This window comes from Propioniciclava sinopodophylli, from assembly GCF_004324755.1.
Lineage (GTDB): Bacteria > Actinomycetota > Actinomycetes > Propionibacteriales > Propionibacteriaceae > Propioniciclava > Propioniciclava sinopodophylli.
The window spans coordinates 106,799-123,839 of sequence record NZ_SDMQ01000010.1 but is presented as its reverse complement, the minus strand read 5'-3'; the positions used below and the strand labels follow the sequence as shown (position 1 = coordinate 123,839).

Below are 17,041 nucleotides of genomic sequence, written 5' to 3'. Positions count from 1 at the left end.
ACTTACGAGGTGACCCTTCGACGCGGTGGACGGCGACTTCAGCAATTACCATCCTCCCTGCTCAGAACGGTCACCTCGCCCCATGCCACGCCCACACCCGCCACGACACCGGTGGATCAGGGCTGAAGCGTGCGATCGGAGATCATCATCAATTCTCCCGGTCTCGCTTGCCAGCGTAAGGGGCCACCGTCTGCTGCAACGAGCGCGGGACAAACTGCAGCGACCCCCGGGCGTGTCCGGCAACTTCATTCGTGCGTGAGCTCAGCCGTAGGCTGGGCCTGTAAGTGAGCGTAGCAGTGGTCCTCGAGCTCAGCCGGCGGGATGTCGCCGCAGTACTGATGGCGCTCACGTTAGATTCTCCTGCCTGGCAGGGTCGCCGAGCGCGGGCCACCATCACCGCCTCGTTGAAGCCACCGCCGAGGCGGTTCGGGGGGACGCAGTGGTCCACCCGACTGCATCTTCGCATCGGTGGCGGGACGGTGGCGAAGGCGGTGGATCCGACGGCGGATGCAAGATGGGCAACTCGTCGCCCGCGAACGCCTTGCGCGACGAGTTGCCGGGTGAGGTCGATGATCACGGTGACGCACTTGTCACCCCGTTGCCTTGCATGAGCGTAGCCCCTGTTCGTCGACCCCGACGCCGGCGAGCCGTCCCGGGTGGTCGATGAGGAGCTGGGTGCCGCGATCAAGCACGACTTGGCACAAGGCCCACCCGTCCGCGACCCTGGTCAGCTTCGACCGCGGTCGGGGAACCGTCCTCCGCGAATGCCGCCACACGCGCCCGCAACCATCGCAGCGGTACCGGGGCCAGCCGGACCACAACCACGTCCAGGGACTTGACCCCGTCCCCACCCGTCAGGTGGGTGAGCCGGCGCAGCACCTGGTCGAGCGCCCGGCCGAACCCCGCCTCAAACGCCGGCGCCACAGCCATCCTCGGCAAATCCCAGACTTCACAGGGCACTGAAGGTGCGGAACTCAGGCCCGGCCCGCAGCACGGGCAGGGGGACATCGGTAATCGACCGTGACCGGCGGGCAGGAGGACGTCGTTGAGGTAAGCCTTGTTGACGCTGGTTGGACTCGACACCCACATCCTCGCGACGACAAGGCTCCTCAACGCTCAGCCCGCGCAGTTGCCGACCCACCGTCGATTGGGAATGCCGCTTCACGCGATCAAGATCGCTCGAGGCGCAAGCTGCCCAAGTCTATGGCGATCGGCAAGAAGCCGGGCCCGCTGGTCCACGACGACCTGTGCGCGGTCGTCGACGAGGACGGCCGGACCCGGCACTCTTCGCCGCCGACGCCCCGAACCAGCTCTGGCTCATCGACATCACCGAGCACAAGACCGCGGAAGGCAAGCTTTACTGCTGCGCCATCAAGGACGCCTGCTCCGGCAAGATCGTGGGGTACTGGATCGACTCGAGGATGAAGTCCCGCCTCGCCATTCATCGCCTGGTCGGATCCATGGGCCGGGTCGGCTCGAGCGGGGACAACGCCGCCATGGAAAGCTTCTTCGCGCTGCTGCAGAAGAACGTCCTCGCCCGGGGCTCCTGGACCACCCGCGAGCAGCTGCGCATCGCGATCGTGACCTGGATCGAGCGGACGTACCACCGGCGACGCCGACAAGCCCGACTGGGCCGTTTGACGCCCATCGAGTTCGAGACCATCGTGAGTACGACCGTCGCACTGGCGGCGTGACTAGGAACTGTCACCTATCCGTGCAGCAGTCCCATTTTGCGCGGCTTCCCTCCGACCTTCCCTCAGACTGGAACCCGAGACCTCTTCCTCTCGAACACGGTCAGAATGCCCCGAGCCCTCCTAGCCGCTGGCGTGCCAGCCGAACTGCACGTATTCGAAGCCATGCCGCACGGCGGGTTCGGCGGGCAAACACCCGAAGACCACGAGCTTCGCGAGGCGGCGCGCGCCTTCGAACGTCGGCATCTAGGCACCTGACCTTGGCGAACGCGGGCTACCGAGCACTCCGAGTGGGGCCTGGTTGCAGGTGAGGTGGCCGCAACATCGGGTTGGCCTAGTCGGTTCAAAGAAGCTGGGGCCGAAGCCCCATCCTCCCCCGGCGTGCCTGCCGCCACCCGCCCGACGCCCGGGTCCAACAATGCCGCGCCCACACGCCGCATTGCGGCACGTGGGCGCGGCTTCAGCGGGTTCTTGGCCGGCCCGCCCAACGCCGAATCAAGGACGCTGACGCCACCTCGTACTACAGCGACCCCCTCGATCCCGTGGGGCTGGCAAAGGATCTCGCCACCGTTGGCGTAGGTGCAGTTGCGGAGGTCGGCACCCTCGTCCAGGAATCACTCCCCTCTTTGTTGGCGACGATTGCCGTGGGGGTAGGAAGAGCGGGTGAGCCGGTTGGTGAGCTCGCGGTTGGACTCGTTGTCCGGCAGCGAGGCGTCCCCGGGTGGCGTGGCGGGTGGACCAGTCGCCGGCTGGGTCGGCTCCGAGCTCGACGGCGCGCTCGATCCTCAGCAGGTCTGCGGCGACAGGGGCAAGCACCACGGCGGACGCGGGCCTCTTCATCCAAAGGTTGGAGGCATCGTCCCGGTCTGGTGGCCTGGATGGCCATACCTCACTCGGATGCGTGCCCGGCTGAGCGTGACTCTGCTGACGACTTCGGGTGTCAGCTTGTGGCCGAAACCCAACAGCTGGTGAATTCGTCTAGCTGCCTGCTCGGAGTGATTAGCTGCCTCTCGGCTTGTGTCTGCGAGTTGGATGGCTCGATCCGTCGGTCTCCTGCTGATGTGCCAGTCGATGGGGGCTGCGACTGGGGGTGCTCCATCTGCTTGGAGTATCCAGCGTGTCCTTCTGAGGTCTGGATCGACCGTGCGGGCGGTTGAGGTGTCGACCCACATGCGCCCCTGACCGATCGTCATGTCGCGGACGGTCTTGCTGAGGGCGTCTCCCATCCTGGCCGAACGCTGGGCGAGGGTTTGGGTGAGGGTGTCGAGCTGCCCGGTGGTGAACCGTTCTTGGAGTTGACTCGCGGTGTGCCATCCGTCTGGTCCGGTGAGCTCGGCTGCGATGTAGGACCGGAGTTCACGGGAGGCTGCGATGTAGTCGAGGGCGCGGGGTCCTCCCAAGCGCATGTTGGTGGGCCATGCAGCAATCTGCTTCCACCCGGTGAGGGCAGCCGTGAGTGTCTTGGTGACCTCCTGGAGATCTTCGAGTTCCTTGTGCATGCGTGGTGTGAGGGTGTGGTGGGTGGCGGCGGTGAGGATGGTCAGGTCGGAGGCGAGCATGGCGAAGGTGCCGCTGGTGACCAAGCGTCGGTGCAGGGCTTTTTCGGCTTCGGTTGCCCATCGGGTCAGTGCTCCATAGAGGCTGGGTTCGTCGACGGGGGTTGAGGTGAGGTGTTCGAGGCTGCTTCGCCGGCGGTCGGGATTGGTCCGGGCTGCTTGGTGGCACGTGTTCACCAGGTGCCGGAGGGAGCGTGCGAAGGGAGTGCTGTCGGTGCCGTTCGTGCCGAGTCGGTGGAGTGTCCAGTTGCCGATGGCGTAGGTGGCGGCCAAGAGGTTGTCCTGCAGCGCTGTTGCGGCGGCCTCGTTGCGGTCACGCCACTCGTAGACGGGTTTGCGGGGTGGGAGTCCCGGGTAGAACCAGCGGGGTGGGGCGTCGACTTGGAAGCGAGGGTGATGGTCGACGAGCATGTCGGCGATGCCGCCGAAGAGGAGGGCTGCGTCCTCCAGTTGTGGGTCTGCGGGTGTGGTGTGCTCGGTGGGGCCGCGGAGGGGGCGCAGCAGGGACAGGTGGTAGTCACGTTGGGCCTCGCCGGTCCCATCGAACTCGAAGGGAAGAGCTTTCAGGGCAGCGGTCAGCCGCTGGCTGACCTGGGCCCAGCCGGCGGCCAGGTGCGCGGTCTCGACGGGGAGGGGTGGCCCGGAGGGGTCGAGGCGGTAGGCGAGCAGGTGCAGGCGGTCGAGCAGGCCGCCGATGGTGGCGGTCATGACGGGAGTCCTGCCAGCACCTTGTGCAGCCAAGTGCGGATGTCGCTGGTGGCTGGCTGCCCGTCTAGCAGCTGGATGGCTTGCTCGATGCAGCCGTGGGTATTCAGGGGCGCCGGAGATCCGATGGCTGGGGCGGCGGGGGCGAGGTCTTCGAGGTCGACTTCGGCGTCGATGAGGGCAGCTTGGAGGAACTCGTCGGTGATGTCGCCGCTGGTGCGGGCTTGGCGGACCAGCCCGAGAGCGAGAGTGAACCGGTTGGTCATCGCGCCACTCCCCTGCCGGCTTCGACCTGGGTCCCACCCGGTGCAGGCCGCGGCGTGGCGCTCGCGACCGTCGGGGGAATCGTCTCGGCGGTGATGTAGGGGTGGGAGGCAAAGCCACGTTTGGCGAGCCGTTCGTGGAGCGCTTCAACCAGATCGATCGAGTAGACCTGGGCGTCGTTGACTGCTTGGTCCAAGGCCTGCAGCAGTGCGTTGCGCAGGACCAGCACTTCGGGTTGCTGGGCGTGGCGGACGGCTTCGACGACGTAGCTGTTGTCTCCGAGGACGGTGTCGGTGTCGAGGCTGCTGAGCTGGGACTTGATGCCGGCTTGGAGTTTGAGCAGCAGGTCTGTGTCGTCGAGCCACTCGGGGTGGGCGTTGGTGGATCGCATCAGTGCGGCGACCTCGGCGGGTGGGGCTTGGCGCAGCAGGGTGTGGTTGTCGGCGAACTCGGCGACCCACTGGAGGTAGTGGTCGGGCTCCAGCCTGTCGGCCTTGCGTTCGGCGACCTCGAGGTCACGCGAGTCCTGGCGGACGAGGGTGAGCATGGCGTAGCCGGCCTGGCTGATCGGATGGTTCATCGGGGCAACCCGCCGGGCGTGGTGGGGCCGAACGCGATCGTGGGCTGTGGGCGGTTCGGCATTCCGCGGCCGGTGTCCGAGACGGGGATGCGCTCGAACGGTTCGCCGAGTTCGGCGTCGGTGGTGATCAGGTTCCGTTCGGCCAACCGGTTGGCGAACGCGGTCTGGATCGGGCCGCCATGGCGAGCTACGTCTTGGTGGGCGCGGTCCAAGGCGATCAGGACACCGGCGCGGAACTCGGCCAGCTCGGGGTTCTGTGCTTGGCGGATGGTGTCGACCGCGTGCGCGCGACTTCCGTTGACGACGTCGTGGCTGAAGTCGCCGAGCTGCTGCCCGATCACCTGGTGCAGTTGGTGCAGGGTCGTGGGGTCGTGGATCCAGCCGGGGTGTGACTCGATCGTGCGGACCAGGATGGCGATCTCGACCGGTGCTGCGGTTCGCAACAGGGACGGGTCGGTGGCGAACTGTGCGGCCCACGTGTTGAACCGGATCGGGTCCATCCGGTCGATGGCCTGCTCTGCTTGGGCGAGGTCGGCGGCGTCGCTGCGTGCCAGGGCGATCATCATGTATCGGGAGTCGTTGGCTGCTGGCTGGCTCATGGCATCCCTTCCGCGGGGTTGGTTCCCCTGCCACAAGCGGCGAACTCGATCTTGAGGGACACCGATCCGGCGACGAGTTCACCGTGTGCTCTCAGTCGGTTGGTGAGGGTGCTGGCGTGGGTCGGAGGTGATCAGCTCGGATCCGCATGATGGCGGGGTCCCCGTCCTGGTCGATGACGACCACGTGGCCCCACCAGGTTCGATCTGCAGCTCGCGCCCAGCTGACCAACAGTCCGGGCGACCACCCGGTCGTCCCGCGTACCCACACATGCTTGCCTTGGGTCTGCTCGGCCGGGTGGGTGTCGCCGGCCGGCTTGGACTCGCTGCGCATTCGGTTCACGCGCGCGGCCAGCGTGGGGGCCGGGACGCTGCGCGGTGTGGACACAATCCTGACCGTAGCCAGCGCCCCTGACGGTTCACGTCGGCGAGGCGGCCAAGGTCTGCAGCCCTGCTTCGGTTGCTCCGTCGGCGTCGAGCTGGCGCAGGGCGGCTTGCCAGCGTTCCTCCCACCACGGCGCCAGCACGAGCGCCCCTGCGAGCAGCATCTGTCCGATGATCAGGCCCCAGCGACCGGCACCGGCGTGTTGTACGACGGCCACCAGCGAGAGCACAGCCAGTACGACCAGGTACGGATGCCAAGGCCTGCGGATCGATCGAGGGACGACTCGTGCCAGCACGCGGGCGGGGAGGGAGACGAATTCGACGACGCCCACCATTGGCGAGCAGGTCACCGGCAGCCGGCCTATGGCAGCAGCTAGCAGGAGTGCGCCACTTTCATCGTGGACCGCCCCGTGGCGCATCTCGTCGATCAGCTTCTGCGTCACCACGACGTTGCGCGGATTGGGCATCCATACCGGGCATGCGCTCGTCGGGCGGATCCACCAAGTCGGTTCCCCCCGACCCCGCAGTGCGGGGATGAGACCGCTCGTGCTGCGCAGGATGGCGACCTCGTCCGGGGTCGGCCGGCGGGCGCCGGCCCGCCACCAGCCACAGCGCAGGCGGAGCAGGATCGCTACCGTGCCGCCGCCCAGCCAGCCCACGGCGAACCCGGGGAGCAGCGCGTTGGTGACCAGGCCGATTGCCAGGCTCACGGTCAGCGGGATGATCCGCGCGCTCAGGTAGGGGGCTCGCCAGCGGGTCATGACTCGGTCGTTCCGGGTTCGCGGGCGAGCTGCCGCATGCGGCTGATCTCCCGCGCCGACAATCCGCCGCACCACTGGCCAGCCTCGGTAGCTGAGAGACCCAGCTCCCCCACCAGTCGCTCCAGGGCTTGGCCGGCCTTTCGCTCGCAGTCGGTGATCGTGGCGTCCCGGGTCGCGAGCAGCACCATGATCTCCTCAGCCAACTTGTCGCGTAGCCGCTCCCGCTCCACCTGCTCAGCCTTCAAGCGTGCCCGTGTCGCCGCCGCAGCACTCCGCGCCGCCGCCCGCACCACACTGGTACCCACCATCACGAAACTCCAGAAACTCGGCTTTCCTTCTCACCCCCACAAGCACGCGAATCGCTCCAGAAGGCCACGCCCGACCCGAACAAGACGCGCGACCGCTCCCCGACCACGCATCCCGACACGCCACCCGTAACCGTCCCTGCCAATGTCCCCCCATCGATTTCCAAGCCTTCATGTCGTACACACCTCTTGCACTCCGGAACTCGCGTGGCCGCCTGGCCCAATTTCGCTGCTTGTGGGGGTGTGACGGCATCCATCACCAAGATCACCGCCGGGTCGGGGTATGAGTACCTGACCCGGCAGGTCGCACGCATGGACGCCACCAGCGAAGCCGGCCCCGGCCTGGCCGCCTACTACTCCGAGAAGGGCGAGTCCCCCGGACGCTGGGTCGGCAGCGGCCTCGCCGGCATGGGCGGCCTCGCGGCGGGTGATGAGGTGACCGCCGGGCAGATGTGGAACCTGTTCGGGGTCGGCTACCACCCGCTGGCCGAACAGCTCCAGAACGAGGCAGCCGCGCGCCCCGACGCCACCCCAGCCGAGGTCGAACGCGCAGGCCGCCTCGGCTCCCCGTTCCAAGTGACCTCAGGCGGCGTCAGCCCGTTCCGGATCGAGGTGGCCCGCCGACTGGAGGCCTACAACACCGCCCACGGGCTTCCCCGGAGCGCGGCGATCGCCGCCAACCTCCGAGCCCGGATCCGTACCGAGGTGGCCGTTGAGATGTTCACCGAGCGTCACGGGCGTGCCCCGCAGGACACGCGCGAGTTGGCCGGTGAGGTGGCCAGGCTGTCGCGTCCAGCTTCTGCGGTGGTGGCGGGGTTCGACGTGACGTTCAGCCCGGTGAAGTCGGTGTCGTCGTTGTGGGCGCTGGCCGACCGGCCGTTAGCTACCGCGATCGAGCAGGCGCATCAGGAGGCGGTGGCCGACGCGCTGCGGGCCATCGAGGACACTGCGCTGTACACGCGTGTGGGTGCTGGCGGCGTGCGTCAGGTTGATGTGCGCGGGCTGATCGGGGCGGCGTTCACCCACCGTGACTCGCGTGCCGGTGACCCGGACCTGCACACGCACGTGGCGATCGCGAACAAGGTGCAGGAAGCCGAAACGGGCCGCTGGTGCGCGATCGACGGGCGCGTGTTGTTGAAGGCGGTCGTGACGATTTCGGAGACCTACAACACGGCGTTGGAGCGGCATCTGACCGAGCGGCTGGGTGTCCGGTTCGCTGACCGGCCCGGCCCGGATGGGAGGCGTCCGGTGCGAGAGATCGTCGGTGTGGAGCCTGCGTTGAACGAGCGTTGGTCGTCGCGTCGGCAGCGGATCGAGGCCCGTCGTGCGGTCTTGGCACGCGAGTTCCAAGCCGCCCACGGTCGTCCGCCCACCCCGACCGAGGCGATCGGGTTGGCGCAGCAGGCCACCTTGGAGACCCGGGATGCGAAGCATTCGGCTCGTTCGGAGGCCCAGCAGCGGGCGACGTGGCGCGCTGAAGCACTCGAGGTGCTGGGGTCTGCTGACGCGCTGGCCCGGATGGTTGCCAGCGCTGTGGGGCGTGCGGATGCGGTGACGTTCATCCCCGATGCGGCGTGGGTGGAGGCCACGGCACGGCGGGTGGTTGGCATCGTGCAGGGGCACCGTTCAACGTGGCAGGGCTGGCATCTGCGGGCCGAGGCGCTGCGCCAGTTGCGGGCGGCGAACGTGGCCGGAGCGCTGGTCGAGGCCACTGCCGACCAGGTCGTCGCGCAGGCGCTGGCCACCCACTGCGTGTCGTTGGAGCGTCCGTTGGCCAGCCCGGACGGGCGCGTGGTGGAACCGTCCGAGCCGGCTGCCCTGCGGCGAGCCGACGGGACGAGCCAGTACACGGTGGCGGGGTCGACGTTGTTCACCAGCAGCCCGGTGTTGGCCGCTGAGGAGTACCTCGTCGCGGCCGCCGGCCGCACCGGCGGGTGGGCGGTGACCGAGGCCCATGTGGGGGTCGCGTTGGCTGAATCGGCCGCCAACGGGGTCACCCTCAACGACGGACAGGCCGCGCTGGTTACGGCGATGGCGACCAGCGGGGCCCGCGTGCAGGCCGCGATCGCGCCGGCCGGATCAGGCAAGACGACCGCGATGCGCGCCCTCACCCAGGCGTGGACCGATGGGGGTGGCACCGTGATCGGTCTGGCCCCGTCTGCGGCGGCGGCCGAGCAGCTGCGCGACCAGACCAGTGCGCCCACCGACACACTGGCCAAGTTGTGCTGGCACCTCGACCAGGGCACCACCCACCCGAACCTGCCCCGCATCGATGAGGGCACGCTCGTGCTGATCGACGAGGCGGGCATGGCCGACACATTGAGCCTGCACCAAGTGGTCCGCCACGTCCTCGAAGCCGGGGGCAGCGTCAGGTTGATCGGCGATGACCAGCAGCTCGCCGCGATCGGCGCCGGCGGCGTCCTGCGTGACATCGAAACCACCCACGGGGTCCTCCGCCTGGACGAACTGGTCCGATTCCGTGATCCCGCCGAGGGTGCGGCCAGCCTCGCCCTACGAGCTGGACGCCCCGAAGCACTCGGCTTCTACCTCGACCAGAAGCGTGTCCACGTCGGCGACCTGGCCACCATGACCACCCACGTGTTCACCGCCTGGAGCACCGACCGGCAGCGTGGTCTGGATTCGATCATGCTCGCCCCCACCCGCGAGCTGGTCGCTGAACTCAACACCCGCGCCCGCCACCAACGCCTCAACGGCGCACCCGCGGGCCGGGAAGTGTGGCTGTCCGACGGGCTGCCCGCCAGCGCCGGGGACACCATCCTCACCCGCCGCAACCATCGTCGCCTGCTGACCAGCGCAACCGATTTCGTGAAGAACGGTGACCGCTGGCAGGTGGTCGACGCCCGCGCCGACGGCAGCCTGCACGTCGCCCACACCCGTACCGGACGCCGGGTCACCCTGCCGGCCGACTACGTCGCCGAGCACGTCGAGCTCGGCTACGCCTCCACCATCCACACCGCCCAGGGCATCTCGGTCGACACCACCCACGGCGTCCTGTCCGGCGGCGAATCCCGCCAGCTGCTGTACACGATGATGACCCGCGGCCGCGAAGCCAACCACGCCTACTTGGCCGTGGTCTCCGATGGCAACGAACACACCACCTTCGCCCCAGAAACGGTCAGCCCGCTCACCCCCACCGACATGCTGGAGAAGATCCTCGGCCGCGACGACACCCCCGTCTCAGCGACCACGCAGACCCGGATCGCCGCCGACCCGGCCACCCAGCTGGCCGATGCCACCCGCCGCTACGCCGACGCGATCGGCGTAGCGGCCGCGCAGATCACCGACCCCGACCTCCTCCGCCACCTCACCCGCCGCATCAACGCGATGGTGCCCGGCATCACCGACTGCGACGCGTGGCCCACCCTGGTCAACCGGCTCCTCCTCATCGCCGCCGACGGCCGCGACCCCTTCGCAGAAACCCAGCACGCCCTCACCAGCAGCCCGCTCGGCGACGCCCGCGACGAAGCGTCCGTCCTCGTCGCCCGCCTCGAGACGCGCACCCGCGACCGGGGACCGTTGCCGTGGCTGCCCGGCATCCCGACCCGACTGGCCGACCACCCCACCTGGGGTCCCTACCTGAGTGCTCGCAGCACCCTCGTCGGCGCGCTCGCCGACCACGTCCGCGCTGCCACACTCAACGGTGCGAGCCAGCCCGCGTGGATGCGGTCCTCCAGCTGGACGCCGCCTCTCTCGCTGGTGGCTGATGTCGAGGTGTACAGAGCCGCGACCGGTGTCAACGCCGCCGACCTGCGGCCCACTGGGGACCCGCAGTTCCAGAGCACCATCCGCCGCTACCAGACCGGCTTGGACCGCCGCCTGCGTGAGGACCACTCCCCCGCGCTGGCCGAATGGGGACCGCTGCTGGCCGACCTGTCCGCGACCATCACCGCCGACCCGTACCTGCCCCAACTGGCCCGCCAGCTCGGCTACCTGTCCAGCCACGGCACCCAGGTGCGGCCCCTGCTGGAAGCCGCCAGCGTGCAGCCGCTGCCCGATGACCACCCCGCTGCCGCGTTGTGGTGGCGGATCGCCGGCCAACTCGACCACGACCAACGCACCGGCGAACGGCGCACCCCCGACCAGTGGCTGCCCGAACTCACCCAGCAGCTGGGGGTGCACGCCGCGGCGATGCAGGCCAGCCCGTGGTGGGTCACGCTCGTGGACGCCGTGGACCGCGGCCTGCAACGCGGCTGGCCCCTGGACGCCCTCATCAGCCCCCACCAGGTGGGCGACATCCAGACCCTCATCGAGGACGTCACCCGGCTCGCCGACAGCCACGACACCCCCGCTGATGCCCTCGAGACCGAGGCGCCGCCCGCCGACCTGTGGGACGACTGGACGCCCGCCAACCCGATCCTCGTCGCCAACCCCCACGAACAGCCGACTGCCCCGGGAGAACTGGCCGCCAGCGAGCCGGACGACGAGTCCGAGCCCCCGCTGGAATGGGACGGCGACGACCTCACCGTCGAAGCGCTCATCCGCACCGGCCTACGCCTCGACGCCGACCCCGCGGACACGATCCGGCTGCTCGACCAGGCCGACCAGTGGCACGACAGCCCCACCAGCCAGGAACGGCTCGAACTGGTCAACGAGCTCACCGCCCGCTTCTACCAGCACACGTTCACGCGCAGTTGGGCGCGCGCGTACCTCACCGACCGGTTCGGCGTCGACGTCCACGACCACCCCGACCTGCGGCCCGGACTCGCGCCGGCCGGCTGGACCAACCTGGTCGACCACCTGCGTGGCCACGGCATCACCAACCAGGAGATGCTCACCGCCGGCGTCGCCAGCACCGCCCGCAACGGGAACCTGATCGACCGGTTCCGTGACCGGGTCATGCTGCCCATCCTCGACCCCGACCACCGCGTGCTCGGGTTCGTCGGACGCCGCAACCCCACCAGCACCGACGAGCGTGCCCCCAAGTACCTCAACACCCCCGACACGCCCCTGTTCCACAAGGGCAACCAGCTCTACGGCGCCACCCACCTCCTCACCGCCGATCCCACCCGCATCCCCGTCCTGGCCGAAGGACCCATGGACGCCCACGCCATCACCCTCGCCAGCCACGGCCGCTACATCGGCCTGGCCCCCCTCGGCACCAGCCTGACCAACCTGCAAGCCACCCAACTCGCCAACCTCGACCGCACCCCGATCATCGCCACCGACGCCGACCTCGCCGGACGCCTCGCCGCCGAACGCGACTACTGGATGCTCACCCCCCACGGCCTCGACCCCCGCTACGCCATCCTGAACCCCGGCACAGATCCCGCCGAACTGCTGGCCACCGGCCAAGCCGCCGCCCTCAACCACGCGCTCACCCAGGCCGGACCGTTGGCCCACGCGCTCATCAACGAGCGGATCAGCAACCTGCCCACCCCCGACGCCGCCCTCGGAGCCCTCGCAGTGCTCGCCGCCCAACCCCCCCCAACAATGGGAGGACGGCATCCAAGCCCTCGGCGACCGGCTCGACCTGCCCGCCGGTTTCCTGCGCGGCACCCTCAAAGACCACATCCGCGCCTGGAACACCAACGCCCGCCGCGCCGCCGACAGCCAGCTCGCCCGCCTCCACGACGTCAAGCAGCGGCTCACCCCCACAGAAGAGACCCACGAAACCCCCACCGACCGGCCCCAAGCCCCCACACCGACCATCGAACGCATCCCGACCCGCCACGGACACGACCCGCGCGGACGCGGTCGCTGACCTACCCTCAGACCAACCCCGCACAGGAGCACACCCCATGGACGCCCCCACCCTCACCGCCACGGCGGCCGCCACCATCAGTGGCGTCCTGCTGGGTGAGTACCAGCGCCGACGGCTCACCACGCTCACCTACCGCTACCCCGAGGAGACCACCCAGGCCTGGCCCGAGCCCAGCCCCCGCCGATGGGTACCCCTCGCCCTGGCTGGTGTCCTCGGGGCGCTCACCTTGGGCTACACCGCCACCGGTGAAGCCGTCCACCTGCTCCACCTGTACCCGCTCGCGATCGCCGCACCGTGGCTGGTTGCCGTCGACGCCGACGTGCACCGCCTGCCCTACCGCACCACCATGCTCACCCTCCTCGCCAGCGTCCTCGGCGTCGTAGCCACCGCAGCACTGACCCGAACATGGCTGCTCGCAGCCGCCGCAGCACTCGGCTGGGCGCTCAGCTACGGCCTGTTCTGGGTCCTGCACAAGGCCGGTCGGGGTGCGCTCGGCTACGGCGACGTCCGCCTCGCCGGCCTCATCGGACTCACCACCACACCCCTCAGCGCCTCAGCCACCTGGCTGGCGTTCCTCCTCGGCACCCTCGCCGCAGCACTGTGGGCGTTCACCCGACCCCGCCAGCCCGGCAGCCGCCACGCCTACGGCCCCTGGCTCCTCCTCGGCTGGCTCGCCGCCACCCTCATCCCCCTCCCCTAAGACAGAACAGAAAGGGGTCACGCGCATGACCACCGACTCGCTCGACAGCCACGACATCTACACCACCGTCCGCACAAGCTGGGCCACCAGGCTCACCCAACCCACCGAGTACGGCATCGCCGACGCGCTCGGCCAGGACGCCACCCGCCAGGTCCTCACCCGGCCCGCCTTCGCCGCGGTCTACCTCCAAGCCGCCACCGTCGGCGTGTGCGACGCCATCCTGTCCCGTGGCCACGACCACGCCCGCGCCGTCATCCAGCACCCGCGCTTCCCCCAGCCCACCGTGGACGACTTCGACCTCACCACCGAGATCCCCACCGTCCACCAATGGATCCTCGGCAGCCTCACCGGGAACAACCAACAGACCGAAGCCGCGATCAGCCACACCCTCACCACCGCCCCCAACCCCACCGATGCTGCCGTCCGGCACGCGATCGCGCTCCTCCACGTCGGCAGCCTCGCCGCCACGCCCGCCACCCGACGCGCGGATCAGCCGCACACCCCCGGCACCGCCGACGGAGCCGCCCAAGCCATGGCCACGCTCAACGCCAACATCGCCGAGCTGCGCCGCCTCGGCGGACTCCCCCCAGCACCCGAAGAATCCGGCCCGCACGGCCACTGAACCCCGCCGCTAGCGGTAGCCGCACGTCGGGGAATCGATCGCCCCGTAGCGGTCCTCGTAGGCAGTGCCCGGCCCGCGGCAGGTCACCACCCCGCCATCGCCCATCTCCCAACGCGTGGAGATGACCTCAGCGGTCAAGGTCACCGATACCCCGCCGGACGACAGGCTCCGCGTCTGCGGGCCTAACGTGGTTGGGCCAGGATTCGCGGCCCACATCCACGTCGGCATGCCCACCAGTCCCATGCGGTCCGGACCGGGCTCGGGAACGATCCCGATCGACACAGGCTCAAAGCGCATCGACGTGCGCAGCTGCTCGGCCAATGCCCGCGGATCAACCGCGTCAGACGCCGGCCCCCACACCCACCGAACGACACCGGGATCCGAGGGGTGAATGCAGTCATAGATGAACCCGTCCGTGTGGGTCTCCCACACCGGATGCCCCGGAGTCGGCTGCAACTTCGTCGGGGTCATGTAGCAGTTGTGGGCCGCACTCCAACTCCCAAAGCGTTCGTGGAAGCACGGGATCTCTCGTCCGCCGTCGAAACACTGTCGCGGTTGGCTCGCTAGAGGAGTACCGGGAGGTGGATTCGTCGGGGCCGGTGGGTCAACTGTCAGAACGCAGAGGCCCCGCACGACAATTCCGTTTGAGCAATACACCTCCGTCTCTGCTTGAGCGACGGAGGGCAGCAGGTAGACGAGGAAGAACCCCGCGAGGATTCCGAGCCAAGAAGCCCTCTTTAGCACGTTGTCCTCACCACCTCGGCTGTCGTAACGCGCAGCGTCGGGCTGCCGAGGGTCACCACATCGAAGCTGTACAGGACCCGCGGCTGCGCATCCGGTGCTACGAGAGACTTGCCTTCCTCGTCTGTGACATCGATGCCGCCTGTGTCGACGCAAGCCTCAACCTTGAACGGCGCCGACTCCCCTGTGACTTGGGTGACCTCTACGTCGGTGAGGCCCGTCTGACGCCAGCCTTGCACCCGCATCATCTGCAAGTCCTTGAGGTACTGCTGCACCAGTTCCCCGCCCGAGACTTCGTAGAGGGAGTTGAGATCGACCTCTGCGTTGGTGGCGATCTGATCTGTCACCTCGTAGAACTTCACAACGGCGCCGGCGGCTGCTTGCTGCTCCGCGGACAGGGAGAGGATGGGTGAGGGCGTCGGAGTTGGGGTGGGGTCCACGGTCTGCATGGGTGTGGGGCTCGGAGTGGGCAGGGTGGGGTTGATGCATCCGCCCAGCCCGAGAGCCAGCGCGGCTGCTGCGGCGCTGGTGAGTGTCTTGGTGGTGCGGTTGTTCATCGGGCCTCCTTGACCTCCACAAGCATGGGACCCCCCTTGGAAGGCCACGCGAATCCGTGTGAATTTTCCGGGGATGCCAAGGCAGCCGACTTCGACGTCGAGTCGGGCGTGCCATGAACGGTCCCGGGGGTGGGATCTGTTCACAGCGTAACTGCTTGTGAAGGGAAGTCGGCGCGTCTCAAGAAGCGAGTGGCGCGCCGCGCTGCGTCCCAGGCGGAGCCAAGCAGAAGTTCAACGTCCCCCCACAACTGCAGGTTTGCTTGTCCCTCAACGCCCAGATTGGTGCTTGTGGGGGTACGAGAGGAGACACCCATGTACCCCAAGACTTACGAAACCCTCGCCCAAGCCGCCGAGCGGACCGGGATCACCACCAAGACTCTTCGACGCTGGGTGGCGAGTGGTCGCCTCCCCGCCTTCCGCTACGGTCCCCGCCTGATCCGTGTCGAGCCCGGCGAGGTGGATCGGCTCATGTGTGTCGTGCGTCCAGCTCAGTCCCGGGCATGACCCGACTCCGAGTGAGGGGGGTCGCCGCGCATGGTCCGCGCATCTCTGGAACCGGGTGAGAACTCCCCCATCGAGGCGTTGCCGTACCGGAAGGGTGAGAAGGGGCGGAGGGTTCGAGCAGAGAACCGCCGGCAGGCGACCACATGGCGTGCCCGTTGCCAGTACCGGGCCCAAGACGGATCGAGGATCGACGTCACCCGTTGGGCTCGGACCCAGCGGCAGGCGATCGCTGCGGTGGAGGAAGCACTGGCCGAACTCAACAGTGCGGTCCCGGTGGCGGAGACCGACTCGATGCTCAGCCTGGCCTCCCCGTTCACCGACGCTGCCGAGGCATGGCTGGAGTGGATCAAACGTCCCGAATCACGCCTGGCTCGTGGCGGCCTGTCACAACAGACCCTGCGCATCTACCGGGGAACCTATGAACGCCACATCAACGGCCCCGGCTCTCCCTTGCGCGGGCGCACGATCGCGCAGGTCAACGACCCCCAGCGGATGATCCTGTTCCTCCAGCGCGTGGCGGATGCCAAGGGCACCACCACGGCGAAGATGTGCCGCAGCGTCCTGTCGGGAATCCTCGGCATGTGCCTGCGTCGTGGTGTGGTGAAGGTCAACGTCGCCAAGGCCATCGGAACGGTCGCCTCGCTGAATCCGACCACCACCGGCCGGGACCGCAAGCGTGCATTCACGCGCGAGGAGCGGCACCTGGTGCTGGCGAAGGCTGATGACCTGGCCGAGCAGGCCACGAACCCGCGCACCATCCGCAAGTGGCGGTTGACCGCCGACGTGACCGCGTTCATGGCAGGCACCGGGTGCCGGATCGGTGAAGCACGCCTGATCGCATGGGACGACCTCGACCTGGCCAACAAGAAGGTCCGGGTCCGCGGCACCAAGACCACCGGGTCGGACCGGATGAACAACCTGCCCGACTGGCTGGTCGACCGCCTCCAACGACGCTGGGAGGAGATGTCCACGTGGGACCACCCCGAACCGTACGTGTTCTCGATGGGCCGCCCCCAGGAGGTGACGCTACCCGACGGGCAGCTGGTCTACCCCGGCTCCAACACTGCTGTCGACTCCACCAACCTCGCGCACTGGATGCGCGCGGTCCTGGACGAGGCCGGCTTCACCTGGGCGATCCCGCACACCTTCCGCCGCACGGCGGCCACCCTGCTGCACGAGGCCGGCATCCCTCTGGCGGCGATCGCCGACCAACTCGGTCATGCCGACCCCACCATGACGATGAGCGTCTACCTGGGCCGCGACCTGGAGGGCGACAAGTCGGCGCTTGCAGCTGTGCTGTGACCTGCCTCCGACCGACCGCAGAACCCCACCCGGGACCGGTGTCCACAGGTG

14 protein-coding genes and 2 pseudogenes are annotated in these 17,041 nt (G+C 68.7%); 7 read left to right on the top strand and 9 right to left on the bottom strand.

Features of this window, described 5'->3' with window-relative positions; all coding sequences use genetic code 11:
• Nucleotides 1–1,224 precede the first annotated feature (1,224 nt).
• Both ET989_RS10905 and ET989_RS16005 read left to right on the top strand, forming a co-directional pair.
• Nucleotides 1,225–1,694, top strand: a pseudogene (locus tag ET989_RS10905) (DDE-type integrase/transposase/recombinase); the annotation flags it as partial.
• A gap of 36 nt (nt 1,695–1,730) precedes the next feature.
• Nucleotides 1,731–1,808 (top strand): annotated as a pseudogene (locus ET989_RS16005) (hypothetical protein); the annotation flags it as partial.
• A 6-nt stretch (nt 1,809–1,814) separates the two neighbouring features.
• On the opposite strand, the gene ET989_RS15820 reads toward ET989_RS16005, so the two are convergent.
• From ET989_RS15820 to ET989_RS10870, 7 genes are all read right to left on the bottom strand, one after another.
• Nucleotides 1,815–1,937, bottom strand: coding sequence for a hypothetical protein (locus tag ET989_RS15820; protein WP_277751366.1), 123 nt, complete (start codon nt 1,935–1,937; stop codon nt 1,815–1,817).
• A gap of 590 nt (nt 1,938–2,527) precedes the next feature.
• Nucleotides 2,528–3,955 (bottom strand): hypothetical protein, encoded by a 1,428-nt coding sequence (locus tag ET989_RS10895; RefSeq protein WP_131168850.1) that lies wholly within the window; start codon nt 3,953–3,955, stop codon nt 2,528–2,530.
• The gene (locus ET989_RS10890) at nt 3,952–4,218 is read right to left on the bottom strand and encodes a hypothetical protein (protein ID WP_131168848.1); all 267 of its coding nucleotides are present in this window, start codon (nt 4,216–4,218) and stop codon (nt 3,952–3,954) included. The genes ET989_RS10895 and ET989_RS10890 overlap by 4 nt, the downstream gene beginning before the upstream one ends.
• Nucleotides 4,215–4,796: a hypothetical protein gene (locus tag ET989_RS10885; protein ID WP_131168845.1), complete on the bottom strand. Its 582-nt coding sequence runs from the start codon at nt 4,794–4,796 to the stop codon at nt 4,215–4,217. The genes ET989_RS10890 and ET989_RS10885 overlap by 4 nt, the downstream gene beginning before the upstream one ends.
• Complete coding sequence (locus ET989_RS10880) at nt 4,793–5,395, bottom strand: hypothetical protein (protein ID WP_131168843.1); 603 nt, start codon at nt 5,393–5,395, stop codon at nt 4,793–4,795. Before ET989_RS10880 ends, ET989_RS10885 begins: the two co-directional genes overlap by 4 nt.
• A 416-nt stretch (nt 5,396–5,811) precedes the next feature.
• Nucleotides 5,812–6,537, bottom strand: a complete 726-nt coding sequence (locus ET989_RS10875; protein WP_131168841.1) for a hypothetical protein — start codon at nt 6,535–6,537, stop codon at nt 5,812–5,814.
• Nucleotides 6,534–6,782 carry a hypothetical protein gene (locus ET989_RS10870; protein ID WP_131168839.1) on the bottom strand — a complete coding sequence of 83 codons (249 nt, stop codon included), beginning with the start codon at nt 6,780–6,782 and terminating at the stop codon, nt 6,534–6,536. The genes ET989_RS10875 and ET989_RS10870 overlap by 4 nt, the downstream gene beginning before the upstream one ends.
• Before the next feature lie 303 nt (nt 6,783–7,085).
• Between ET989_RS10870 and mobF the strand changes: the two genes are divergently transcribed.
• The 3 genes from mobF to ET989_RS10855 are packed head-to-tail and all read left to right on the top strand — an operon-like array spanning nt 7,086 to nt 13,886.
• The gene (gene mobF, locus ET989_RS10865; RefSeq protein WP_131168837.1) at nt 7,086–12,947 is read left to right on the top strand and encodes a MobF family relaxase; all 5,862 of its coding nucleotides are present in this window, start codon (nt 7,086–7,088) and stop codon (nt 12,945–12,947) included.
• Entirely contained in the window at nt 12,911–13,264 is a 354-nt protein-coding gene (locus ET989_RS14970) for an A24 family peptidase (protein WP_241656313.1), read from the top strand. Before mobF ends, ET989_RS14970 begins: the two co-directional genes overlap by 37 nt.
• 25 nt (nt 13,265–13,289) lie before the next feature.
• Nucleotides 13,290–13,886 (top strand): hypothetical protein, encoded by a 597-nt coding sequence (locus tag ET989_RS10855; RefSeq protein WP_131168833.1) that lies wholly within the window; start codon nt 13,290–13,292, stop codon nt 13,884–13,886.
• A 9-nt stretch (nt 13,887–13,895) separates the two neighbouring features.
• Here ET989_RS10855 and ET989_RS10850 read toward each other — a convergent pair whose 3' ends face one another.
• Nucleotides 13,896–14,357 (bottom strand): hypothetical protein, encoded by a 462-nt coding sequence (locus tag ET989_RS10850; RefSeq protein WP_131168831.1) that lies wholly within the window; start codon nt 14,355–14,357, stop codon nt 13,896–13,898.
• Between the two features lie 266 nt (nt 14,358–14,623).
• Entirely contained in the window at nt 14,624–15,184 is a 561-nt protein-coding gene (locus ET989_RS10845; RefSeq protein WP_131168829.1) for a hypothetical protein, read from the bottom strand.
• 312 nt (nt 15,185–15,496) lie between these two features.
• On the opposite strand from ET989_RS10845, the gene ET989_RS16000 reads away from it, so the two are divergent.
• Together ET989_RS16000 and ET989_RS10835 are read left to right on the top strand one after the other, a co-directional pair.
• Nucleotides 15,497–15,688 (top strand): helix-turn-helix domain-containing protein, encoded by a 192-nt coding sequence (locus ET989_RS16000; protein WP_131168827.1) that lies wholly within the window; start codon nt 15,497–15,499, stop codon nt 15,686–15,688.
• 234 nt (nt 15,689–15,922) lie between these two features.
• Entirely contained in the window at nt 15,923–16,990 is a 1,068-nt protein-coding gene (locus ET989_RS10835) for a tyrosine-type recombinase/integrase (protein ID WP_165490133.1), read from the top strand.
• Nucleotides 16,991–17,041: the final 51 nt, after the last annotated feature.